Genomic DNA, 25,881 nt, shown 5'->3' on the forward strand with positions numbered 1-25,881 from the left:
GACAAATTGCGAAAAGATTTGATATTTTGTCTTGCTGTATTTAGCGCTAGAATTTTCTATTTTAGGAAATATTTAGGGAAGTTTGCTCAAGGTTCAACTATTGCCTAAATTTAAATTAAAATATTGAAAAGACTTTTATATGCTGACTTTCGATTTAAATTATTGGGCAGTGCTGCTGGCAGCATTATCATCATTTATGCTTGGCGGTATATGGTACTCTCCTTGGCTATTTGGTCACAGGTGGATGGAGTGCTGTGGTTTGACAGAGGTAGACCTACAGCAAAGCGACCCTAAACTTATTTATGGTGGAGCATTTATTTTGGCTTTGCTAGCGGCTTCTATTTTGGCTGCCTTATTGGGCAAAGATCCGCTTCTATCGGACGCCGTTGCTTTAGGGGCCTCGATAGGTGCAGGACTGGTAACACCGACTTTGGGAATCAGCTACATTTTTGAGCAAAGACCACTTACTTTATTTTTTATCAATGGGGGATACCACACTTGCCAGTTTATTTTAATGGCTTCGGTATTAAGTATTACAGGGTAGTATGTAATGGCTAAACCAAATAAAAAGGGGCCTGTACGGACGGTAGATATTTACTGTGCTGGCTGTAGTGCTGCTCTTTTCAAATATCGCAAAGGCGGTAAAGGAGCATTGGTAAAGTGCTTTATAGAACGTATCGTTAAAAACCACACAAATAACAACTGCCATTGCCCGTCTTGTGAACAAGAGTTTGGGCGTTCAACCTTGATACGTGGAGCACCTGCAATTAAATTTGTTGGCGGCAAAGTTAGGTTTAAGTAAATAGCGGACAAATATCCTGTTTCAGAGGTACGCACCTGATAATATGACAGCCGTTTGTGCTGTTTCAACGATTGAAAGTCACCCTCCCCATGGAATGGGCCAGTATGTTTGGGTGAGCAATAAGCCAATTTTGGCATTTGTAATGGACAAAAACATGATTGACATTCTTTTTGATGTAATAGGTATGAGCGGAACTGGTTTGGTAGTTGGTGCATTTTTTATGCTTCAGTTAGGAAAAGCCGCGCCAGAAAGTTTAACCTATAACTTAATGAATCTCAGTGGCGCAATTCTATTGCTGATTAGCCTATGTTACAACTTTAACCTAGCTAGCTTTGTTATCGAATTATTTTGGATAGCGGCCTCGATCATTGGCTTAGTTAAGTACGTAAAAGCTAAACAAAGCCCCGTAGCTACATAAATTTCAATAAATTACACTTAAAAGCTTGCACGGCTGCTGATCATTTGTATTATTAATATAATGTGAAGGTCGCTGTGCTGTTGTCATATTTATAATCTGGTTTCAGCCAGTACATGTAGCTTGGCTGAACTATGATAAATATTCAAAAAAAAATAACAATATTGCTCGCTACGTGGCTGATCTCTAGCACATGCCATGCGAAGACCGAACCTGATCTCTTTTCCCTATCTTTTGAAGAACTCTTAGACGTAAACATTAACTTAGCTACCAAGACAGAAGAAACCAGAGCGAGTGTTCCCTCTAGCATCACTGTATTCAACCGTCAGCATATATCACTGCTTGGCGTAAACAATGTCTATGACTTGATGAATTATGTGCCAGGCTTTCAATCAACGAGAGGCGATTGGGTTGGGGCTGTGCCAAAAGAACATACTCGCGGTGTATTCTTAGATAGTGGTAATGTGCTCGTGATGTTAAATGGTCACCGATTAAATGAGTCATCTTTTGGTAAAGCTTCGGTATACACGCCTCATATTTCAGTAGATATCATCGATAAGGTTGAGTTTATTCGAGGTCCAGGTTCTGCGCTTTATGGTAGCAATGCATTTTTGGGCGTGATGAATATCGTTACCTTGAAAGAGCATAATCAGGTCAGTATCGGAGTTGGGGAGCATGGATTTACGCAAGCTGCTGCTAGCTTCAACAAGCCACTGGCAAATGATTTAAACGTTTATGGCAATGTGTCATGGCAAGGCCAGCAAGGCGAGAGATATACTCAAGGTGTTAAAGACCCACTTGCCAGCTACTTTATCGAGATAGGCGGGCGATGGCAGGACTTAAGTTTTTCAATGTGGCATAACCAAACTCAGCTTAATGGATTTGTTAATTTAGCGGGTTGGTCTGATGAGAATAAGCATAAAAGCCAAAATAGTGCAGTATCGATTGGTTATGAATTACTGCGTAACGAGCTTTGGAATTTGAATACAACGGTCAAATATATCCAACATGATATTTATTCGGCTGGTTTAATTGCCTCAGCTGAAGAATTAGGACTTGAACATGACTTCTTTGTGGGGCCCGATTGGCAGTCTAAAGATTTAACGTTTAACCTTGATGGTGCGTACCAAGTTAATGGCTCGATAGCACTTAATTTCGGTATTGAATATTCTGAAGAAGAACAGTCTGAGGCTGGTATAAATAGTAGTTATTATGATTTTAATCGCGGCGATGTGTATTTAGGTGAAGAGTTCTATCAAAATGGGATCATTACCGTTAAACCGCATCAACCGTTTAATACGCTGCTGCAATCTTTTGACTCAACAGCTGTTTATGGACAGCTAAAATACTCAGTTACAAGTCAAGCGACAGTATTTGTTGGTGCAAGATATGACGATGTTAAGGATATCGATAGTAAATTATCACCTCGAGTAGCCGCAACTTATGCGCTTTCAGAGCACAATACCGTCAAAGTGCAATATGGGGAATCGTTTCGCACCCCAGTAAGTAATGAGTTAAATTCTAATGACGATGTCACTGTTGGTAACCCTAATTTGACTTCAGAGTACGTAAAAACAACAGAGTTAGTTTGGCATAGTAAATACACTGGCTGGGAATTGGACCTGGTACTATTTGATAACCAACTGAAAGACTTTATTAATCTCGTGCCGATTGATACGAGACAATTGCCCGTTGAACAAAGGCGCTTTACATTTTCAAATATCTTCAACACCAATATGCAAGGCTATGAACTAAACGGCAAATTTAATGTAACGAATCGCACTTGGATGGAACTTGCTTATACCCATCTACTAGATGAACCTTTTAACCCGAGTTTTAAGCGCTTTGCATCCGCTTCAGTGACACATAATATGGACAAGTTACAAATTAGCATCAATGCGCTATGGCGAGACAGTGTATTTGTTCAGTCTCCTGAGCCCGCGGTTTTGGACAATTATGACCAACGAGCTTACAGCCTATTGGGAGCAAGTGTGTCATGGCGTCTGGGCCATTCTAAATCTATTGCTCTGAAAATAAAGAACTTACTCGATAAACACTATGTGATATTTGAGCCGCGTATGAGTGATGGGAAAATACCAGGCTCAGGTAGAAGTATCCAACTTCAGTATGTGCAAAAGTTTTAACCATTAAAATGTAATCTAACATTCACTAATTGTGACCTTCCTCTTTTTAAAAGCGCGTACCAGCTTAGCTTTGACTAAGTAAGAACTGTGGTAATACGACGGCTTATTTATTATTAAAATCATAATATTGAAAATATTAATTTAAAAATCAATGGCTTGATCGTTTTTACGCAGTGTGCTTTTACGTCATCCACAGGTGGGTTCTTTTTGGGTATACAAATCTAAATGAAAATAGTTATTGAATGCATCATTGTTATTCGCTAATATTCGCATCGCTATAATAACCTTACAAAAATTGGGATTACTGTGAAAAACATAAAAACTATTGCACTCTCGCTCGTATGTGTTGGCGTTTTAGCTGCTTGTGGCGGCAATAACAACAAAGTTGCAGCACCTGTTGATCAAGGTAATGGTCAGACACCAGATGAACAAACTGTGGTTGTACACCCAGCTGCGACTGTTGAAAATGTGGTTATAGCAAATGCTGACTATGCTTTTGCAGTTTATTCTGATGCTTTAACCAGTGCCAAGGCGTTAAAAGAAACCATTGATACATTTGTTGCAACGCCTAGCGAAGCAAACTTTATGCTTGCTAAGGAAGCTTGGTTAAGTGCCCGTGAGTCTTATGGACAAAGCGAAGTATTTCGTTTTCGTGAAGGCCCCATTGATGCCTTAACAAAAGACGAGCAAGGTAATTGGATGTTGCAAGATGGTCAGGGTCCAGAAGGCGCAATAAACGCTTGGCCATTGGCGGAAGCACTGATTGATTACACGCAAGATATGGACGGTAACGAAGCACGTGGCAACGCTACTGTTTATCAAGCTGGTGGTAACATTATTCAAGACAGCTTTACTTTTCCTCAGATCACCGCTGATTTGATTCGTGAAAAATTTGAATTGGACGGAGAGGAAGCAAACGTCACTTCGGGTTATCATGCCATTGAGTTTTTATTGTGGGGTCAAGATCTAAATGCCGATTTAACCTACACTGCACAACGTGACTATACAGCGGGTCACCGTCCAGTTACCGATTATTACACAGCAAATAATATACCAAGCAGCGAAGCAAACGGCCGTACTTGTACGTCGGGCGAGCAAGGTTCTTCTGATGAAATCTGCCAGCGTCGTGCTGATTACTTAAAAGCGGCAGCAGCATTACTAGTAGAAGATTTGCAATCGGTCGTTGATGCATGGCACCCAGAAACCGGTTTCTATTATCAGGAATATACAAAAGCAGACGATAGTGCTGCTAATTTAGGCGCAATGCTTGAAAGTATGGGACGTCTGAGCTTTGGCGAATTGGCAGGCGAGCGTATGAGTATTGCGGTGCGTACCGACAGCCAAGAAGATGAGCACTCATGCTTCTCTGATAATACCCACAGAGATATTTTCCTAAATGCAAAAGGTATTCGTAATACCTATTTAGGCCTTTACACCCGTGCGAATGGTTTAGAACAAAGCGGGCCTAGCATCCACAATTTGTTGATCACTAAAGGCCATGAAGAGCTTGCATTAAAGCTAAAAGCGGCCCTTGATACCACCATGGAAAAAGTACTTGTTATTGATGAAACAGCGAAGGCAGGTATGTCGTTTGACGTGCAGATCCAAAAGGCGGCGAATCAAGCTCATATCTACGCTGCGATAACCGCTTTAGCAGAGCAAACTGATCTCATCCAGCAAGCGATCGATGCATTAGGCGTATCAGCTGAAGATTTAAAACAAGATACTGACGAAAATATTTAACCATTTATATAACACATTTAGGCTGGCTCAATGCCAGCCATTTCAGTTTCTGAGCATAGATGCATGCTCGGATGCAGGGGCACTGAAGTGACACACTCATTTAATAAACTATTTATACTTTTAGCATTATCAAGTTTAAGCGCTTGTGGCGGCAGCTCACAAAGTGATTCGGATAATCAAAACCAAAACAATGCAAGTGATAACGGCGAGCAGGTGTCAAATGACACGCATGCTTTTAACATCTCAGTAGAAGATGGCTTGGATCCTTTACTAACCAATAAACCGGATGACAGCGAACATCTCAGTGCCGGTTTAGCAACAACCAATATCATCGATAATAACGCTTATAGCAAAGCCATACCTGCGATTGTCGAGACACCGCAACTAGATGCCGTATTCAAAGCTGGTGACCATACATTCCGTGGTAACCATGATGGTCAGGGTCCGCTGTTTAATAACACCAGCTGTCAAGGTTGCCATATTAAAGATGGCCGAGGTCAAGTGCCTGCGAGTATCGATGAGCCCATGATGAGTATGTTTTTGCGCGTTGGAGACAACTTAGGCAATGTTGATCCAATTTATGGGGACCAAATACAGGTATTTGGTACTGTAGAGGGACAAAGCACAGCAGTCTTAGCCAAATACCGCGGTGCGTTAGATGAAGGACTTGCGTATGCAGAGGCATATACGTGGGTTGAATATGAGACGATTACTGGCTCTTTTGCCGATGGTCAAAGCTATGAGCTACGTAAGCCTATCTATAAAATTAAAGACTTAGCGTATGGTGAGTTTATGGAAAATGTACAATTTTCTCCTCGCGTAACGCCTCATGTTTATGGCTCTGGTTTACTTGAAAGCATTCCACAACAATCTTTGCTTGCGTATGAGGATCCGAATGACAATGATAAAGATGGGATCTCTGGACGCGCAGCATTTACCACTCACCCTGTAACTGGCGAGCGCCAAATAGCACGTTTTGGGCAAAAAGCAGTTACTGGCTCTGTGTTGCAACAGATATCTGGTGCTTATCGCGGGGATATGGGGATAACAAATACAATTAACCCCGATGAACCTTGCACTGAAGCACAAGAGGCTTGTATTGCACAGGCTGCGCTAGAAAATAATAAGCATCACGATGGTGTTGATTTAAACAATGTTGATTTAGCACAAGTCGAGTTTTACAACCGTACACTCGCAGTACCTAAACGTCGTGGATTTGAAGCCAGTACGCAAACTTGGCAAGCGGACATTTTGGTAGGACGTGAGCAATTTTATGCTGCTAAATGCCACGCTTGTCACGTACCTCGTCATAAGACAGGGGTTGCGCCTGGCAGTGTATTAGGCGATGTAGATTTGGTTGGCCTTTCTGAGTCAAGAACCAATATTACCGCTTTAGAACAACAAGTTATCTATCCTTATACTGACTTGCTACTACATGATATGGGCGGCTCATGTCGCGTAACTAAAGAGCTTGCTGATGGCCAATCATGTACACAAGGCCAGCAATGTATTTATGTGCAACGCTGTGAAGGATTAGCCGATGGACGCCCAGAAGGAGATGCAACAGGAACCGAATGGAAAACGCCAGCATTGTGGGGCCTTGGTTTAGTACAAACTGTTAACCCAAAAGCGACATTTTTACATGATGGTAGAGCAAGGACAATTCAAGAAGCTATTTTATGGCATGACGGCGAAGCTAAAGCATCGCAGCAAGCATTTATCAATATGGATAAAGTGCAGCGTTCAGCATTGTTAGCGTTTTTAGGCTCGCTCTAATGTATCTACTACACCGGTTAGTTGTTGTGCTACTAGCTTGTGCAACAACGCTTTACAGTGCACCACAAAATGCTCTGGAGTTTAATTCAGTGCAATCACCAAGAGCAGCAATTCCTGTTTTTTCTGAGCTGGAATTGCTACCTGGAGGCCAGGCTACGGCAAGTCGAATGGTGAAAAGAACGTTTATCCATCCCGCTGGTAATATTCCTACCATTGAGCAATTAGATTTCTGGGATGGCTTTTCATTTTTCAGAGATCCTTGGGTTGCATCACCTGCTATCACCAGCGATAGGGATGGGTTAGGGCCGTTATTTAATGCCCGTTCTTGTAAAGCTTGTCATAACGATGGTGGTAGAGGGCGATTGAATCGCAGTGGTGAACTCGCATCTTCGGCACTGCTGTTTCGGTTACTAAAAAGTGATGGTGTTGGCGTTGATAAGCACTATGGAGGTCAATTGCAGCCCAATGCGATACGGCTATCGCATCACAAACTTACCAAGCCTGTTATAGGTGAGGGCAAGGTGCGGGTTGAGTACCAGATACTCAATGGGACATATCCAGATGGTTCTGCATATAGCTTAAGAAAGCCTATCTATCATCTTGAGCAATTAGGTTACGGAAAGCTTGAGATAAACACCGTTTTATCGGCGCGCTATGCGCCGGCAATTTATGGTATGGGGTTAATTGATGCGATCAGTGAGCAAGATCTATTGTCTCAACAAGATCTTGAAGATCTCAACGGAGATGGCATAAAAACTCAATACAATATGGTCATAAATGCTCAAACAGGTCAACGACAAATCGGACGTTTTGGCTTTAAAGGACTACATGCCACATTAGAGCAGCAAGTAGCTGGTGCGTTTGTTAATGATATTGGCATTACTAATCTAATCTTCCCAGAAGAAGTCTGTACGGATGTGCAGCTGATGTGTCGCAAGGCTGCCAGTGTAGACCCTCAAGGGACGCTCGATATCCCCAAAAAGCTTCACGACTTAACTGTTTACATGAATAAAACCTTAGCCGTGCCCAAAGCGCGAGATTTAACCAGTGAGCGAGCTCAACAAGGACGGACTTTGTTTTATCAATTGCGCTGTAATAGCTGTCACACACCAACCTACAAGACTCGGTCTGACTATCCCATTGCAGCCTTACAAGGACAGCAGATCTATCCTTATTCTGATTTCGCGCTACACGATATGGGTGCAGAGCTTGCTGACCAAGGGATTGAGAATCTCGCATCTGGTAATCAGTGGCGTACACCGCCGCTATGGGGTGTGGGTTTACAAAAACGCGTACAAGGGTTTGAAGCCTATTTACATGATGGTAGAGCACGCACTTTGGAAGAAGCAATTCTATGGCATGGCGGTGAAGCGCTACAGATAAAACAACACTTTATGACCTTATCAGCCAAACAGCGTAGTGCGGTCATTTATTTTCTAAAACAGATCTAAGCTTGATGAGAATGATTATGTTAAATACAAATAAAACAGCAATTTTATTGGCTTGTGTTGCCATCATGAGCGCCACATCATTAAGTGGTTGCGGCGGCGGTAGTTCTGATGCTAAACAGGTTGATAATAATCAACAGAATAATAATCAGCAGAACAATAACAACACTGGTGACAACTCTAGCACGCAAGATAAACTCACCGCAGAGCAGGGCTACGAAAAATTAACCACGAATTTGGTTGATGCTGTTATTACTCCAACTTATCAACACGTTCACGAGCAGGCAATTGCGTTACAGGCGCAAACAATCGCGTTTTGTGCTGATGAACAGCGTGACCAAAATAGCTTGGCTTTGTTACAAACTGCATGGGAAAAGACCAACTTAGCATGGCAACAAGCGCGCACTATAAAATTGGGGCCGATTGCAGAGACTTTCCACTATTCCAGAATTCAGTTCTGGCCTATATCGGCTGACAAACTTGCTAGTGATGTTGAAAGCTTACTGGTTGAGCAGACTGACTTTTCGCAGGGTGTTGCGGCTTTAAAGCACCAAGTACAAGGTTTACCTGCTTATGAGTACATTATTTACAATACCGATATGCCACTTATTGGCTCTACTGATTTTACTAAACGTTGTGCGTATCTAAGTTCGATAGCTGAAAATGTCGATACTATGGTAATCAACAGTATTAATGCATGGCAAGCTGACTACGGTAATGCTTTCAAAGCAGGAAACGGTTCGTTTTCAAGTAAAAAGCAAGCACTGGAAAAGCTTTTGACTATCTGGTTTGAGTATCTAGAGATTGTTAGAGATAACAAGATTAACGATCCATTAGGGCTTGAAATACCGGGTAAAATTGAGTTGGTCGAAAGTGTTTTCAGTCAAACTTCTGTGAACAATATCAAAGCCAATGTTGAGGCTCTTGAAAAACTATATCTAGGTTCAGAGGGCTTTGGCTTTGATGATTATTTAGTGCAAGTGAATCAAAGGGAGGACGTAAATACAGAAATTAGCTTACATTTCAAAGCAGTATATGATGCACTTGACACAACGCAATACAAACCAATGAAAGAGTTGATTGCCACGAATGAAGGCCGTGCCCAGCTTAGAGCACTGACAACAGCTATAGCAAACTTACGCAGCTTAATGAGTAGTGATTTCGTACAGATCACCGGGTTAGCTCCTGGGTTTAATACCAACGACGGAGATTAATTGTGTTACCAAATGCATATACCAACACAATGTCTCGAAGACGGTTTTGCAAAAGTTTACTTGCTATCAGTGCGAGCATTTGTATCACTCCCGCCTTGAGTAGTTGCAGCGTGCATGCGCCAGACCTATTTGCAAGTGCTTACACTGACAATCAAGGTAAGCACTTTGTTGGCTGGTTTGATCAAAATGGTAACGTATTAGGCTCGGTTAGTATTGAAAGCCGAGCACATGACTTATGTTATGTGCCGCATGACCATTCACTTTTAGCTTTTTCTAGGCGTCCCGGACGCACAATGTACGTGATTGATATAAAAGCAAAGAAAATCAAGCTGCAAATTGACAGTGGTGATAATCATCATTTTTTTGGCCATGGGGTTTTAAGTTCAGATGGCAAACGGTTATACACAACTGAGAATCGTTTTGATGATTCTTACCAAGCGTATCAGGGATTAGTGGTAGTTAGAAACACCAGAGACTATAAAGTTGAAGCGCGATTTAATAGCGGTGGAATTGGTCCTCATCAGTTGGCAATGTTGAAGCATCAAGATACGCTTGTGGTTGCTAATGGTGGCATTCATACGCACCCTGCCAGCCCTAGAACAAAGCTAAATATTGACACCATGAAACCAAACCTGAGTTATATTGATATAGGGACGGGTCAAGTTGTTGAGCAAGTGATGCCACCAGATCATCAACTGAGTACTCGTCACTTATGTTTGTCTGGCGATGATACCGTCTATGTAGGCTGTCAGTATCAGGGGCCGGCACACCATATCCAGCCGTTGGTGTTTTCACACAATAGAGGGTCTCAGTTGGAGGCGTTAACTGCCAATGATACTCAGTGGCGCTCATTTAAACAGTACATCGCAAGTTTGGCAGTTTCTCATGACGGAAACACCTTGGCGGTTACATCACCAAGAGGTGGGGTGGTTGGGCACTGGAATAGGCGTAGCAAAACACTGCAACACATCGAGACTAAGATCGATTGCGCTGGGATTGCCCCCCTTAAAGATACGTTTATATCGAGTACAGGCAATGGCGCACTTTATGCCAAAAAGCAACAAATTAATCATGCGCTGCACTGGGATAACCATATGATCAATATCTAAAAACATTAAATTGGTCATATAAAAAAGCGCAGTTAACCGAATTTCTTTAGGTTAACTGCGCTTTTTTATAACAGACAATTATAACCTTGCACTATTATCGTCCTCAAAACTTTACGTTGTTACATTTGTACCCACCATATTTAAGTAACGACCCAGTCACATTGAACCATTGGAGTTGCTATGTGTAAATTTTTAATTCCAAATATTTACTTATGAGGGTTTATTTATTCCTTGTGTGCATTGGCTTGCTAGTTCAGTTTATGTTTTTTGTTAATATTTGTAACTAGTTCTTTACAAATTCAAGGGTTGTATAGCTATTTTCATCTTTTTGATTTTTTAACATTATGTTTTTTATAGTTATATTATTTTTCAAGTTGATGTGTATTTTTTGTTAATTTATGTTGCGTTTTTTTTATCCACTCAACTAAGCTGGATTTAGCGAAGAGCTATGTAATAGGACATCTTTGCTATGAAAGTCAGCACAACTGACGGATACAACATAAACAACAATTTGGAGCGTAAACGTGAAATTATCAAATATCACTTTAGCCACACTTTCAGCATTAGCTTTAGCTCATATGGGCACTGCAGCTGCTGCAAACAAGCAATTTTTAAATCAAAATCTAACCATTAATACAGCGGTTAACTCACAAGCTGTATCGGTTCTTTCAGCTAAGCCTCGTGATATCGTGGGCTTAAGCGCGGACAATGAGTTGGTTTTGCTTAAAGAGTTCAAGCAACCTAACGGTGATGTGACGCGTCGTTATCAGCAGATGTATAAAGGTGTGCCTGTAGTCGGTGACACTGTGATTTTATCATTTGATAAGAATGACCAGTTGAAATTTGCGCACGGTGCAGCCGTGTTTGATATTGCTGCTGACTTATACTCTGTGACGCCTACATTAGATAAAGATATGGCAATAGCACGTGCTGAACAAGCGCATGGAATGAAGGCCTTAAATGCCAAGGGCGACAAGCTTAAAAAGCATAATGAAACGTCAAAGTTGGTTGTATGGGTTAACAAAAAAAACAAAAAGGCGTACTTAGCCTATGAGGTACAGTACGTTGTGTATGGCGACAATCCATCACGCCCATATCAAATCATAGATGCACATACCGGTGAGCTACTGCTCAGTTACGAAAACCTCCAACACGCTGATGGAACAGGCCCAGGCGGAAACCAAAAAACTGGTCGCTACGTATATGGCACCGATTTCGGTTATTTGAATGTGAGTCAGTCAGGTAACACCTGTACTATGAATAACACCAATGTGAAAACGATTAACTTAAACCATGGTACATCTGGCTCAACTGCATATAGCTTTACATGTCCAGAAAATACGGTTAAAGAAATTAACGGTGCTTATGCCCCATTAAACGATGCACACTACTTCGGTAACGTTGTATTTGATATGTATAACGATTGGTTAGGTACAGCACCTTTGTCGTTCCAGCTAAAAATGCGAGTTCACTATAGCAACAACTATGAAAATGCATTTTGGGATGGCAGCGCCATGACTTTTGGTGATGGTAAAGACAGATTTTATCCGCTAGTAAGCTTAGATGTTTCTGCGCATGAGGTGAGTCATGGTTTCACTGAACAAAACTCTGGACTTGTGTACAGTGGTAAATCAGGCGGTTTGAACGAAGCGTTCTCAGATATGTCTGGTGAGGCAGCAGAGTTTTACATGAAGGGCACAAACGATTGGTTAGTTGGCCAAGAAATATTTAAGTCTCAAGGTGCACTTCGTTATATGAACAACCCTACGCAGGACGGTCGCTCAATTGATAATCAAGCTGACTATACTTCGGGCATGGATGTTCACCACAGTTCTGGTGTATTCAATAAGGCATTCTATAACCTTGCTACTACAGCGGGATGGGATACTAAAAAAGCGTTTTTGGTTATGGCTAAGGCAAACCAAGAGTTTTGGACAGCAAATACTAACTGGGATTTAGCAGGTAACGGTGCAATCGATGCTGCATGTGCGCTAGGTTTTGATACCGATGATGTTAAAGCTGCACTTGCTGCTGTTGGAGTTAACTCAAATGCAAGTCCAGGTGGTAACTGTGGTGGTCCGGTTACTGATGAAGAAATCTTCAACGGAGTACCTCGTACAGGGATATCTGGTGCGTCAAAAGAGCAGCAGTTCTTTGTTTTAAATGTACCAGCTGGTGCGACTAACTTGAACTTCGCAACGTCAGGTGGCACAGGTGATGCTGACTTGTATGTTAAGTTTGGTGCTCGTCCTTCGCTTGATACATTTGATTGTAAGAGCACAAGCTCAACTTCTACTGAGAACTGTGCAATTAGCAACGTGCAAGCTGGTACTTACTTTGTAATGGTGGAAGCGTGGAACCAAATTTCAGGTGTAACACTAACAGGTAGCTTCTCAACGGATACGGGCGGTCCAACACCAATTGATCGCACAGAGTCAAATATATCAGTGGCACGCAGTGATTGGGCTCGCTTTACGCAAGACTTGAGCGCTGGCTACTCGTCATTAGATGTGACTATTTCTGGTGGCACAGGGGATGCGGATCTGTACGTGAACTTTGGTTCAGAATCGACCACTTCGACTTATCAGTGTCGTCCATACAAAAACGGCAACAACGAAACTTGTACTATCGCTAATCCTCAAGCAGGCACTTGGCATATCGACCTACGTGGCTACAACGCTGCAAGTGGTGTAACGCTTAATATCAAAGCAAATTAATCCACACAGTGATAAGGGAGCAGCTTTGCTCCCTTTCTTATGCAACAGTAAAGGAAAGCAACATGTATAAAGCAATAACATTGCCCTTAGTTGGAGCCAGCCTGATCGCTGGCTTTGTGGCAAAAGCGGATATGCTAGACGATGAGAAAATTTGGGTAACAATAGACCCACATGCGGCTAAGCATTACCAATTAAAAAATATGATGAGTGGTCTATCGGTTAATACTCAAGCAAGTGGCCTACTTAATGCAGATTTAATGCAAGTAAATCAAGGTATGGTTGGTGAGCTAAGTGCGTTTATGCACGATAACTATCACCGCTGTGGGGGGTTTGTTGCGCACAGCTCTTACCAAGAGGCCCAGCAATATTTAGCTCAGTTAGCTGAGGTTGACCAAGGTACCATCACACCGCTTCTTGTTGACTATACCATTGATAATCCAGACAGAGTAAACGCTCTACTAGGGCAAATTTCTGCTAATAACTTAACCAACACGGTTAATACGCTTACTGGATTTCATAACCGATACTACACACAGCAAACAGGTGTGGATGCATCGCAATGGATAAAAGGTCACTGGGAACAACTCAGTGCTTCTCGAAGCGACATTACAGTAGAGTATTACAATCACAGCTGGTCTCAATCATCGGTGATTGTGACAATTCCAGGCAATGAGAAAGCGGATGAAATTGTGGTGCTAGGCGGTCACTTAGACTCTATCAATTCGTCAAACCCAAGTTCAGGTAGGGCACCCGGTGCCGATGATAATGCTTCAGGTATTGCCGTAATGACTGAAGCATTACGGGCAATTGTTGCAACTAATTTTAAACCTAAGCGCACTATTCAGATTATGGGATATGCTGCGGAAGAAGTCGGTTTAAGAGGCTCAAAAGCGATTGCACAAGACTATAAATCACAGAATAAAAATGTAGTTGGTATGGTGCAATTTGATATGTCAGGTCGAAACGGTAGCACGCAAGATATTGTAATGATGACCGACTATACCAATAGTGCGCAAAACCAGTTTTTAGGTCAGCTGATTGATACCTACCTGCCATCGATAAGCTATGGGTATGATCAGTGTGGTTATGGTTGCTCAGATCATGCCTCTTGGTATCAGCAAGGCTACGCAGCATCTATGCCGTTTGAATCTTCAATGTCTGATATAAACAGAAAAATACACACCATCAATGATACTGAGTTTGATGCAAATCACTCTAGTAAGTTTGCAAAATTGGCGGTTACATATTTAGCGGAACTAGCAAAGGATGCAGGTACGGTTGACCCAGAACCGGATAATAAATTAGAAAACGGAGTGGCTAAAACAGGTATATCTGGTGCGTCAAAACAACAGCTATTCTATACGCTTGAAGTACCTGCCAATAGCACGGCGTTAAACTTTGTTACAGCTGGTGGCACTGGAGATGCCGACCTTTATGTTAAGTTCGGCTCAAAGCCAACTTTGCAAAGTTATGATTGCAAAAGTACCACCTCTACCAGCAATGAGCGTTGTGATATCTCAAATGTGCAAGTGGGGACTTACCATGTAATGGTAGAAGCTTGGAATCAAATAAGTGGTGTTAGTCTTACGGGGAGTTATCAAGCAGCGGGCGATGGTCCTACGCCGATTAATCGCCAAGAAAATAACTTAAGTGTAAACCGTGGCGCTTGGCTCAACTTTGAGCAAAGCTTAGTAGCGGGATATTCTAACCTATCGGTGACGATATCTGGTGGTACGGGAGATGTAGACTTGTATGTTAAACATGCAACCCCAGTATCGGATACAGTGTATGACTGTCGCCCTTACAAAAATGGTAATTCAGAGACTTGTAGCTTTGATGCTCCCGCAGAGGGGACTTGGTATATTGGCCTTAAGGGTTATAACACTAGCAGTGGTGTAACATTGACCATTAACGCACAATAATCTGCTCATGGTCTGTTAAGTAGGGTAGTGGCCGATGTGCTAACCCTACTTAACGATTTATTTACCTTTACTCTTGTTGTCGCTTACGCTCTCCTTCATACTCTATGCAAAATGTTAGTTTACCTTTATGCCAAGGCTTAACACTTTGGCGATTTATATGAACGAAAAAACCAATAATAATTTAGATTCAAATACACTATTACTTTTTTTAGCACCTTGCTTATTTTTACTCACTTGCTTAACTGACGCACCTAAAGGGTTATCGCCAGAGGCATGGAGTACCGCAGGGTTGGCAATTTGGCTGGCGATTTGGTGGGCTAGCGAGGTCGTCCCTATCCCAGTTACTTCATTGGTGCCAATTATCGCGGTCCCCTTAGCGGGCATCAATGATATTAAGTCTGCAACAAGTTTATATGCCCATCCATTAATATTTTTATTCTTAGGCGGCTTTTTAATTTCAATTGCTATGGAAAGGTGGCAACTGCACCGGCGTATCGCTCTGCATACCATGCTGCGTTGTGGCAATAATGCCAAAGTGCAAATATTAGCTATGATGTTGGTAAGTGGCTTTTTATCCATGTGGATAAACAATACCGCAACAACTTTGATGATGTTGCCGATTGCGCTATCGGTGATCCATGTGCTGCGAGACAACGGCAGTGATTGCGATAATTATGGCAAAGCACTACTTTTAGCGATTGCTTACAGTGCCAGTATCGGTGGAGTTGGCACAATCATTGGCACGGCTCCCAATGCTCTCATGGCAGCTTATTTATGGGAAAACTACCAAATAAAAATTGGCTTTGCCCAGTGGATGGTATTGGCTGTGCCATTTAGTGTATTAATGATAGTGCTTTGTTGGATATGGTTAACGCGGTTCGCTTTTAAGGTAAAAACGACATCTTGTGATGCTGATCTAGAGAGTCTTTTTAAAGGGCAATTGAGTGCTCTGGGTGACATGTCAGTGGCAGAAAAAAACGTGTTCGCAGTGTTTGTCTTTGCTGCTGTCAGCTGGATATTACGCCCTTACCTATCAACTTGGAGTGGCTTAGATATTACCGATACAGGCATTGCGATTGTGGCAGCATTGATGTTGTTTGTTTTGCCTTCTGGGCAGAGTAAACAGCGCATTATGGATTGGGAGTCTGCCCAGAAGCTTCCTTGGGGAATATTACTCTTATTTGGTGGCGGACTAACTTTAGCATCGCAAATAAAAGGCTCTGGGCTTGCTGATTATGTGGCAAATTCATTGGCGGGCGCATCATTAGTCCCAATCATTGTAGGCGTATTGCTAGTCTCTGCATTGATTTGCTTTCTAACCGAGCTGACGAGTAATACAGCGACAGCGGCAGGCTTTTTGCCTTTGCTTGGCCCAATCGCTGAACAAGTTGCAGGTACGCCGCTCATTTGGGTTATTCCAGCAGCAATTGCGGCAAGTTGCGCGTTTATGATGCCGGTTGCAACGCCGCCCAATGCGATTGTTTTTGGCTCCGGGGAGCTAAAAATAAAAGACATGATTAAAGCCGGTTTTGCTATGAATATTATTGCCATTTTATTGATCACGGCATTAACTTTGACTGTGGGCGCTTGGTTATTTGGCTATTAAAGCGCAAAGAAAATACTCATTATCGACAGCTTTTCGTTGTAGCTATCACTTGATATAGTGGTCCAACGACTTAAAAGGATACGTATTCAATGCAGGTAGAATCGATTTCAGAATTGAATAAGCAGCTCATGGCATTGCAAATGGCTTATTCAGATCAGCCTTATCAAGATTTGCAGGCAAGAATTAAATTGCTTAAAAGCCTTAAAAAAGCGCTCGTGGCTAATAAAGATGAATTGGTTATGGCCGCAAACGACGACTTTAACGGTCGCACAGAATTTGATTCTGTATTTGGCGATATAATTCCTACAGTGAGCGCACTGGATTATATGTGCTCCAACCTTAAATCTTGGATGAAACCACAAAAACGTCGTACTGGTATCATGTTATGGCCATCTAAAGCGACTGTGCAGTATGTGCCTAAAGGGGTTGTGGGTGTTATCTCTCCTTGGAATTATCCGATACAGCTGGCACTTTTGCCAGTAGCAACGGCATTTGCTGCTGGTAATAGAGTGATGCTCAAGTTGAGCGAGTTCACACCCAAAGTTAACCAGGTGATTAAAAAGCTGTTTGCAGAGCTTACAGAGCACTGTGTGATAGTGGAAGGAGATCACCATGTGGCTGATGCTTTTTCGCAATTGAAATTTGATCACTTATTTTTTACAGGTGCGACCGAGATTGGCAAAAAAGTAATGGCTGCGGCTGCCAAAAACTTAGTGCCAGTAACGCTTGAATTGGGAGGTAAGTCGCCCGTTATTGTTGCCGATGATGCGCATATTAAGCACACAGCCAAAACAATTCTATTTGGTAAGCTGCTAAACTGCGGCCAAATATGTGTTGCCCCAGATTACGTGTTAGTCACAAAGCAACAGTCTGAGTCGCTAATTAAAGAGTTAAAAGCGCAATATACAGCAAATTACCCGCAGCAAGAAAGCGACGAAAAAATATCTAGTATTATTAACCAAAAGCAATTCTCTCGATTGCAAGATATATTAGTTGATGCAAAAGCGAAGGGCGCAACGATTTGGCCGTCATTACCAGAGCAATGCCCAGATCAACGTATGGGGCTTCATCTGGTGATAAACCCAAGTGCAGCAATGGAAGTAATGCAAAATGAAATTTTTGGACCAATTCTGCCAATTGTGGTGGTTGATAATGTAGAAGAAGCTATACAGTATATTGAGTTGCATGAAAGGCCTTTAGCAACTTACTTATTTAGCGATGAATCATCATTAATTGAAAAGGTAAGTAAAACGCTACGTACTGGCACTTTGGCTATTAATGAAGTGGTCATGCAAGTTACGGTAGAAGATATTCCCTTTGGTGGAGTAGGGTATTCAGGGATGGGACAGTATCATGGGAAAGAGGGATTTGTGTCATTAAGTCATGCTAAGAGCATATTGCATAGCGACAAAAAAACCAGACTTCGTACCCATTTGATGCTTAAGCAATCTAAGATACTTACTCATTTTGTTAAAAAGCTCATGTTGAAGTGAGCGAACTTACAATTAGTTTTATCGCTTACCCTTCAGTTGGTAATGACGTTAAGCTTGAGCTGATCTAACTATCTTAATAAATTTTTTGATTAAGACGAAAGTATAATAAATGGACACGAACTATACATATTATGTAAAAACTGCTCGGTTGAGCAAAGTTATCCTGTGACTATATGTCATTATTATACCGATTATCCAAATCGATGTGTGTAGGAAGCAAGAAGACGCTGGGTATGGAATGAAAACCCACCTAGCTACTGTCGTTAGTAAAGTCATTCAAGCGTTCAACTCTATTTGGGTATAGAAGGATAGAGTCTTAACTCGTAATGACACTAATTTTGTTTGATGACGATTAGCTCATATCAACTTGAGCACCTGCGCTTTGTGCATAGCGTGCTAGGTTGGTATGAGCTAATTTGACTTATACGTGTGTTTAGTAAACTGCTTGGCGTGGTCTTACTTCCGGAATATATTTGCGCTCTTGAATTTTGTAGTATATTTCGGTCGCCTTTTCAGTGGCTTGCTCTATTTGAGAGGGAGAAAGCTGCTGTTCATCAAGCTGACGGCTTTTAGCCGCTTGCTGACTACCATTATATTCTGCAATCGTGTTCCAAATAAAAGACTTTTCAATATTCTTACTCACACCCAGACCCTGATAGTACATCAAGGCAAGATTAAACTGCGCCAATGTATAATTACTGGCGGCTGCTTTTTCATACCAGTCCATCGCAGCATGATAATCTTTTATTACACCATCACCATTGGTATACATAACACCTAAGTTAAACTGCGCTGCCGCAAGGTTTTTCTTTGCAGCGCGCGTATATAGTTCAACAGCACGTTGCTTATCTTGTTTAACACCTTTGCCTTGTTCGTACATAACAGCCAAAGAGAACATAGCGTCAGCAACACCCGTATTCACCGCATCTTGAAATAGCTCAGCTGCCTTCCTTAGGTCCTTAGGTACGCCATAGCCACCTTCATACATTTTTGCCAGTTCATATATACCAGGGCCGTAACCCATATCAGCTAAATATCTGAACTCTTTCAACGCGACTTCAAACTTACCTTTGTTTGCAGCCTCAATTCCTTGTTCAAGACCCGCGTTACTTGGTAATGCCCATGCCAATATACCGACACACAGGGCAACTCTAAGTTTGTTTTGCCACATGTTACGTCTCCTATTATTTGACAATGTCAGTTTTTGTAATAATTTACTGAATCACAAAGATAAAGCAAACAATACAGTGAATGTATTACATTGGACCATTATTAGTAAACTAAGTGCAAGAAAAGAATGGCTCTTTCGCTTTTATAAGTTAAATCGCTCAGAAACAGTGTCGCTAATTGTTTTCTCAGACTTTATTTTAAGGAGGTAACATTGAGTGTTTGTAACGTTGTATTAGGTTTTGCGTAGCTTAGGCGTGTTAAACCCGAAGTCGTGTGGTATCTATCAAGGCCACTAATAGCAACTGTATTTAGCTTCTCTAAGTCTAGAAAGCCATCTTGGCAATAAGCTTTATCGTCTTCTAGATAAACATCTGTTATCTCTCCAATGACTAGCTCAGTTTGGTTGAGTTCTATGGTTTGAGTGCTTCTAAGTGCTAGGGCCATCTTTAACTTACTTTCTTTCACAAACGGAGCGATACAGTTGGCGTTGTAGTGAGGGGTTAAGCCCACAGCCGTAAATTCAGAAACATCTTTGTTATACCGTGCTGATGTTTGGTGGGCTTTTTCAACAATATCGGCATTAATATGGTTGATGGTGTAATGCCCAGTTTGAAGGATATTCTCTAAAGTATGTCTAGGTACCGAATGTGGTCTGATTATCATACCGACTAAAGGGGGGTGTGCACCTAAGTGGAATACTGAGCTCACAATCGCCAAATTTTCTTGTCCTTGATTATCAACACTACCTATTAGGTTGGCACTTTTAAACCCTGACAGCGAATTGATGAAGTGTACTCTAGTTTGTTTATCTAAGTTTTCTATATCTTGTTTTGTAAAATGCATATTAGCTTTGCCTTTGAGTAATTACCTAATATCACCAGTTAATTCTGTTACCTTGCCAGTCAATATAGTCCACCAGAGTATTATGCTCTCTTGAGTCAATTAAATTACTGAGTTGTTGAGCGACAAATGATGGAGGAAATAGCTTTCCTTCTGGCACGTTGTTTTGAAATGGTTTGGAAAGTGGACTGTCAGTTGTACCGGGGTGAAACAGCACACATTTACAGTGCTTGGCACGTCTTGCAAGCTCGATTGAGGCAGTCTTTACTGCCATGTTTAAGGCGGCTTTACTGGCTCGGTAGCTATACCAACCGCCTAACACGTTATCATCAATACTCGCCACTCTTGCGCTCAAGACAGTGATCACACAAGCGCTCTGATGCGTTAAGTGCTGACCAATAGCCTTGAGCCAAAGCATAGGCGTGATGGTATTTGTTTTTAACAGCCAAGTTAGATAGCGCTCGTTGATGTCTTCAAGCCGCTTTTCAGGACCAAACTGTCCATTGTGGAGCTGACCATTGAATATGCTGATACTTTGCGATAATTGAATAGACGCTTTTATGTTTTCTGCAACAAGGTTAATTTGCGCCTCAGAGTAGTCGCACTCAATGTGAGTGTGGTAATCGTCTAGCAGCGGCATGTTGCCTCGGCTAATGGTAATTAGCGGATGGTTGGGATATCTGGCTCTTTGCTCTTTTATAAAGGCTTGGGCAATCGCGCCGTTGGCCCCTATTACGATGATGGCATTTTTACTCATTGGTATTGCACCTTTGAGATGTACATTGCTTGCGCATGAATAGTTTTGATACTGCCATGCGATTTCTAGCAAAAAGCAAATAGCCTTTGTCTGCAAACCAGCGTATTGGCATTACACGTAATAATTTCAACCAGCGGTGCTTACCAACAGTTTTCCAGGCTTGGTAGGTGGCATCTAAACCGAGCAAAACGACACCTTGTGAGTCTTGTAGGTGTAGTATTTTAAGCGCTTTTTCTCTATCAATGTCAGGGTTTTCAAGAGCGAAATTATCACTATGTAAGTCAACGAGGATAATTTGGTTAAGTGTGTCGTGAGACTTTAAGTTTGTCATTTCAGCTACGCACAGGGGGCAGCGGCTATCATAAAATATTTTCATGTCACGTATAACTTTAATTTTGATACAGTAGGTTACGGTCAACAGGTAAAAATAGATCGCTCGTAAATCGAATTAATCTCGGTATAGTGAGTAGTATAAAATCTCGACAAAGGATGCATTATGACTGAGCAATATCAAACGTTACGCACTAACGTAAGCATGTTGGGTGAACTGCTAGGAAAAACGATACAGCAGGCCCAAGGCCAAAAAGTGCTTGATAAAGTTGAGCAAATTCGCAAGTTGTCTAAATCCTCGCGTAATGGCAATGAGCAAGACAGAGCATTACTCATAGACACGCTTCATGGTTTGACTGATGAGGAATTACTGCCAGTAGCTCGTGCATTTAACCATTTTCTAAACTTAGCTAATGTTGCTGAGCAGTTTCACACTATATCAAAGCAAGGCGCGCCTGATGGCATGCTTAGCACATTAAAAAACACTCTAACACAGCTAAAAACGAACGTTGATAAAGGGTCGTTGAATCTAAATCAAGTCGCACAGGTAATTGCTAACTTGAAGATGGATTTGGTACTTACTGCACACCCCACTGAGGTAACCAGACGTACTATCATAAGCAAACATGTAGAGTTAAGTGAGTGCCTAGAAGCACTTGAATTACATATATTAGATGAACATCATCAAGCCTATCTATTAGATAGAATTGAGCAGTTAATCTGTCAAGCGTGGCATACCAATGATATCCGCGATAAGCGTCCAACGCCGTTGGATGAAGCAAAGTGGGGATTCGCAGTTATAGAAAATAGCCTCTGGCATGCAGTACCTGAGTTTATTCGCCAATTTCACAGCTACAGCGAGGAAATTCTCGCTCTGAAGTTGCCTGATGACTTTTCACCCATCACTTTCACTTCATGGATGGGGGGTGACAGAGATGGAAACCCATTTGTGACGGCGCAAATTACTCAAACTGTGCTAGATCATGGTCGCTGGATGGCACTTGATTTGTATTATAAAGACTTAGATAAGCTCAGTGCAGAGTTATCAATGCATTGCGCAAGTGATGAGCTTAAAGAGCAAATTGGTGAGCAAAGTGAACCATATCGTTACTTATTAAAGCTACTAAAGTCTCAAGTGAGTGAAACAATTTTTGCTCTAGAGCATAAAATAAAAAATGAACCAACCAAAAAACAAGACAAAATTACCCATGTTTCGCAGTTAAAAGCACCTCTAGAGCTCATCTATCGGTCTTTATGTAAGGTAAACATGGAAGTCATTGCAAATGGGCTACTTTTGGATGTGATCCGTCGTTTAAATTGCTTTGGTATTAATTTATGTAAGTTGGATATCCGTCAGGACTCGGCGCGTCATACAGAGGTATTCAGTGAGTTAACTGGGTATTTAGGCCTTGGCAAGTATGCTGACTGGTCAGAACAAGACAAACAAGCATTTTTATTAGCCGAGTTAAATTCTCGTAGGCCTTTAATACCCAAACATTGGCAGCCTAGCAGCAACGTAAAAGAAGTATTAGATACTTTTGCAGTTATAGCGGAACAGGATGAGCACGCTTTAGGGATATATATCATCTCAATGGCTCAAAACGCATCAGATGTACTGGCGGTTGAGTTACTGCTACAAGAGAGTGGCTGTAAGTTTAAACTCCCTGTAGCACCCTTGTTTGAAACCCTAGATGACTTAAATCATAGCGCACAAGTAATGACAGAGCTGTTTGCGCAATCTTGGTATCGACAGCATATTAATCGCAAGCAATTTGTCATGATTGGTTACTCTGATTCTGCAAAGGATGCGGGGATGATGGCTGCAGGTTGGGCACAATACAGTGCGATGGAAAAGCTGGTGGATATTTGTGAGCAGCAAGACATAGAACTTATTTTATTCCATGGCAGAGGCGGTACTATTGGCCGAGGCGGCGCGCCAGCAGCGCAAGCTTTACGCTCACAACCACCTGGCTCTCTTAAAAATGGATTACGGGTCACAGAGCAGGGCGAGATGATCCGTTTTAAATTTGGTTTACCCAAAGTCGCTGTGCAAAGCTTAGCAATTTACAGTGGTGCAATTATAGAGAGCAATTTGTTGCCTCCACCGCAACCACAGAGCAGCTGGCAAGAAGTGATGGAGTTAATCAGCAGTGCCTCTTGTGAGCACTACCGTAGTATTGTGCGCGAAGATCCGCAGTTTGTGCCGTATTTTAGAATGGCGACACCCGAAGTTGAATTGGCAAAATTGCCGCTAGGCTCCAGACCCGCTAAACGTAACCCTAATGGTGGTGTTGAGAGCTTACGTGCTATCCCTTGGATTTTTGCATGGAGCCAAAACCGCCTCATGTTGCCTGCTTGGTTAGGTGCATTACAAGGATTAAAAGCTGCGGTAGAAGCCTATTCGGAGCAAACACTGAAACATATGAGCGAACAATGGCCTTTCTTTAGAACAAGGCTAGAAATGTTAGAGATGGTATTTTGCAAAGCGGATAGCTGGCTCAGCGAACACTATGAGCAAGGTTTGGTAGAGGACGACTATAAACCACTGGGTAAAAAGTTGAGAGAAGAGCTTAACCAAGCTCGAGATTTAGTGCAACGTTTAGCGCCTGACTCCACATTACTGTCGGCGCAGCCTTGGATAAAAGAGTCAATTGCTTTGCGAAACCCTTACACAGATCCACTCAACGTACTACAGGTTGAGTTACTGAATCGCGCTCGCTCAGGACACAGTGACGACATTGATAATGCGTTAATGATCACAATGACAGGCATTGCAGCGGGTATGCGTAATACTGGATAGCGGTTAGCGACCTGATGTAGAGTATCAGCCTTTTTGCCATCTTTTGTTGCTCGTTTAGCACAACTTATCAAATGGGCTGTGCGCTAGATTGCGTAAAATGAACTTAAACTAATCCTTAAGTATTGTTTGATTCTACTAAAACAAGTGTTTTTGATTAAATTTATTGACATCGGTTCTCATTTACTTAAGAATCGATCAGCTGGTAATACCAGTAGGTCGATTTATGGGCGAATTTCTGTTTTGAATTCGCTGTCGCTGTAATTGAGGTCCAATGTCAACACTATCTACAAGTATCACTTATGATGATACAACATCGCTAATTTTAATGACGTTGCGTGGTTGCATTAGCGCTGACGATGTTGTGAGCGTGTATCGAATCGCTAATGACTACGCGAAAGCACACAACAGCTCTAAAATTTTGATTGATTTGAGCGAGGTGGAACATCGTTTTGCTGCTATTGACATTGTGGACTTTATGCCAAAAGTAGCACACTACATGCGCGATTTTACTATTGCAAGAGTGGTTGGCTTTGAAGGTTACATGCACGATTTGATTTTACAAAAAGCTAAGCGTTACAACGTTAATGCTGAAAATTTTGAATGCTTTAAAACTGCAAAGCAATGGTTGTGTAATTTGTAGATTCTGCTTACACTGTCCTGCCAATAATCAATCATATTTTCGTAATGGCAGTATTTAATCCGCAACAAATAAAACAATTACAAGAGCACGCCAAACTTTCACGCGGTCATTTTTCTAAAGCCCAATTAAGCGACTTACGAAAGCAACTAGATTGCAATTTGGAATCGCTACTTAAAGCCTTACTTCCTGTTGCAGCCACGTTTTCGCAAGCACCTATTTCTCATTTTAATGTTGGTGCTGTTGCATATGATAAAATCAGTGGTGATGCTTATTTAGGGGCAAATCTAGAGTTTTCTCATCAAGCTTTAAGTTTAGTCGTCCACGCCGAACAATCAGCAATAAACAATGCATGGTTAAATGGTGCTAAAGAAATAAGTGCAATGGCAATTACAGACGCGCCATGTGGTTATTGTCGGCAATTTATGAATGAGTTATCAACTGCACAAGCACTAAATATAATGTTGCCAAGTCTCAATACTCAGCTTAGCACGTTGTTGCCAAGTGCATTTGGGCCGCAGGAGTTAGACAACTCTGAGCGCTTACTCGCAAGCAGTGAAGCGCAAATTACAAGTCTGTCTAGCGAGATAAGTGAGTCGCTGAAATTTCACCTACAAAGCGCCTACGCACCTTATTCTAAAAACATCTCTGCGGTAGAAATATGTACGGTTTCTAGTGGTCGCTTTTACGGTCGTTACGCTGAAAATGCAGCCTACAGCCCAAGTTTATCTCCTATGCAAAGCGCACTCAGTCAACTTGCTTTGGCGGGATTGACCTTAGAGCAGGCTGAGGTTAGCCGTATTACTTTGGTACAAAGTGAGGGGTTTGAGAATCAGAAGGCGGTTGCTGAAGCTGTTTTAGACAGTTATGGCCTTGATTTGCAGGTTGAGTATATAACAGCTAAATATGTGTAATATAGCCCCATTTTAACAGCGTATTTAGATGGCCTCTAAACATA

20 protein-coding genes are annotated in these 25,881 nt (G+C 41.9%); 16 read left to right on the forward strand and 4 right to left on the reverse strand.

What is annotated here, in order from left to right; genetic code table 11:
- Positions 1–139 precede the first annotated feature (139 nt).
- From HG263_RS06030 to HG263_RS06090, 13 genes are all read left to right on the forward strand, one after another.
- The gene (locus HG263_RS06030) at positions 140–544 is read left to right on the forward strand and encodes a DUF1761 domain-containing protein (RefSeq protein WP_171625177.1); all 405 of its coding nucleotides are present in this window, start codon (positions 140–142) and stop codon (positions 542–544) included.
- A 6-nt stretch (positions 545–550) separates the two neighbouring features.
- Positions 551–802, forward strand: coding sequence for a hypothetical protein (locus HG263_RS06035; protein ID WP_171625178.1), 252 nt, complete (start codon positions 551–553; stop codon positions 800–802).
- Positions 803–956: 154 nt separating this feature from the next.
- A complete protein-coding gene (locus tag HG263_RS06040; protein WP_171625631.1) occupies positions 957–1,220 on the forward strand; it encodes a CBU_0592 family membrane protein in 264 nt (87 codons plus the stop codon).
- Between the two features lie 131 nt (positions 1,221–1,351).
- Entirely contained in the window at positions 1,352–3,361 is a 2,010-nt protein-coding gene (locus tag HG263_RS06045) for a TonB-dependent receptor plug domain-containing protein (protein ID WP_171625179.1), read from the forward strand.
- Positions 3,362–3,667: 306 nt separating this feature from the next.
- On the forward strand, positions 3,668–5,104 hold the full coding sequence (locus HG263_RS06050; RefSeq protein WP_171625180.1) for an imelysin family protein: 1,437 nt from the start codon (positions 3,668–3,670) through the stop codon (positions 5,102–5,104).
- Positions 5,105–5,134: 30 nt separating this feature from the next.
- Positions 5,135–6,880 (forward strand): di-heme oxidoreductase family protein, encoded by a 1,746-nt coding sequence (locus tag HG263_RS06055; protein WP_246239894.1) that lies wholly within the window; start codon positions 5,135–5,137, stop codon positions 6,878–6,880.
- Positions 6,880–8,331, forward strand: coding sequence for a di-heme oxidoreductase family protein (locus HG263_RS06060; RefSeq protein WP_171625181.1), 1,452 nt, complete (start codon positions 6,880–6,882; stop codon positions 8,329–8,331). Before HG263_RS06055 ends, HG263_RS06060 begins: the two co-directional genes overlap by 1 nt.
- Positions 8,332–8,348: 17 nt before the next feature.
- Positions 8,349–9,542 (forward strand): imelysin family protein, encoded by a 1,194-nt coding sequence (locus tag HG263_RS06065; protein ID WP_171625182.1) that lies wholly within the window; start codon positions 8,349–8,351, stop codon positions 9,540–9,542.
- A 2-nt stretch (positions 9,543–9,544) separates the two neighbouring features.
- Positions 9,545–10,651, forward strand: a complete 1,107-nt coding sequence (locus tag HG263_RS06070; RefSeq protein ID WP_171625183.1) for a DUF1513 domain-containing protein — start codon at positions 9,545–9,547, stop codon at positions 10,649–10,651.
- A gap of 524 nt (positions 10,652–11,175) precedes the next feature.
- Positions 11,176–13,368 carry a M4 family metallopeptidase gene (locus HG263_RS06075; protein ID WP_171625184.1) on the forward strand — a complete coding sequence of 731 codons (2,193 nt, stop codon included), beginning with the start codon at positions 11,176–11,178 and terminating at the stop codon, positions 13,366–13,368.
- Between the two features lie 62 nt (positions 13,369–13,430).
- On the forward strand, positions 13,431–15,290 hold the full coding sequence (locus HG263_RS06080; protein ID WP_171625185.1) for a M28 family metallopeptidase: 1,860 nt from the start codon (positions 13,431–13,433) through the stop codon (positions 15,288–15,290).
- Between the two features lie 157 nt (positions 15,291–15,447).
- Positions 15,448–16,896 carry an SLC13 family permease gene (locus HG263_RS06085; protein WP_171625186.1) on the forward strand — a complete coding sequence of 483 codons (1,449 nt, stop codon included), beginning with the start codon at positions 15,448–15,450 and terminating at the stop codon, positions 16,894–16,896.
- An 89-nt stretch (positions 16,897–16,985) separates the two neighbouring features.
- On the forward strand, positions 16,986–18,389 hold the full coding sequence (locus HG263_RS06090; RefSeq protein WP_171625187.1) for an aldehyde dehydrogenase family protein: 1,404 nt from the start codon (positions 16,986–16,988) through the stop codon (positions 18,387–18,389).
- Positions 18,390–18,822: 433 nt separating this feature from the next.
- Here the strand turns inward: HG263_RS06090 and HG263_RS06095 are convergent, their stop codons facing one another.
- The 4 genes from HG263_RS06095 to HG263_RS06110 form a co-directional block, all read right to left on the reverse strand.
- Positions 18,823–19,560 carry a tetratricopeptide repeat protein gene (locus tag HG263_RS06095; protein WP_171625188.1) on the reverse strand — a complete coding sequence of 246 codons (738 nt, stop codon included), beginning with the start codon at positions 19,558–19,560 and terminating at the stop codon, positions 18,823–18,825.
- Positions 19,561–19,751: 191 nt separating this feature from the next.
- Complete coding sequence (locus HG263_RS06100; RefSeq protein ID WP_171625189.1) at positions 19,752–20,402, reverse strand: flavin reductase family protein; 651 nt, start codon at positions 20,400–20,402, stop codon at positions 19,752–19,754.
- A 31-nt stretch (positions 20,403–20,433) separates the two neighbouring features.
- Positions 20,434–21,156 carry an SDR family NAD(P)-dependent oxidoreductase gene (locus HG263_RS06105; RefSeq protein ID WP_171625190.1) on the reverse strand — a complete coding sequence of 241 codons (723 nt, stop codon included), beginning with the start codon at positions 21,154–21,156 and terminating at the stop codon, positions 20,434–20,436.
- On the reverse strand, positions 21,149–21,532 hold the full coding sequence (locus HG263_RS06110) for a thiol-disulfide oxidoreductase DCC family protein (RefSeq protein WP_171625191.1): 384 nt from the start codon (positions 21,530–21,532) through the stop codon (positions 21,149–21,151). Before HG263_RS06110 ends, HG263_RS06105 begins: the two co-directional genes overlap by 8 nt.
- Positions 21,533–21,652: 120 nt before the next feature.
- On the opposite strand from HG263_RS06110, the gene ppc reads away from it, so the two are divergent.
- The 3 genes from ppc (at position 21,653) to cdd (ending at position 25,837) form a co-directional block, all read left to right on the forward strand.
- Positions 21,653–24,286: a phosphoenolpyruvate carboxylase gene (gene ppc, locus HG263_RS06115; RefSeq protein WP_171625192.1), complete on the forward strand. Its 2,634-nt coding sequence runs from the start codon at positions 21,653–21,655 to the stop codon at positions 24,284–24,286.
- Between the two features lie 271 nt (positions 24,287–24,557).
- Positions 24,558–24,926 (forward strand): hypothetical protein, encoded by a 369-nt coding sequence (locus HG263_RS06120; RefSeq protein WP_171625193.1) that lies wholly within the window; start codon positions 24,558–24,560, stop codon positions 24,924–24,926.
- Positions 24,927–24,970: 44 nt separating this feature from the next.
- Positions 24,971–25,837 carry a cytidine deaminase gene (cdd, locus tag HG263_RS06125; protein WP_171625194.1) on the forward strand — a complete coding sequence of 289 codons (867 nt, stop codon included), beginning with the start codon at positions 24,971–24,973 and terminating at the stop codon, positions 25,835–25,837.
- The last annotated feature ends 44 nt before the right edge of the window (positions 25,838–25,881 follow it).

The organism is Pseudoalteromonas caenipelagi (assembly GCF_013140855.1).
GTDB classification, from domain to species: Bacteria; Pseudomonadota; Gammaproteobacteria; order Enterobacterales; family Alteromonadaceae; genus Pseudoalteromonas; species Pseudoalteromonas caenipelagi.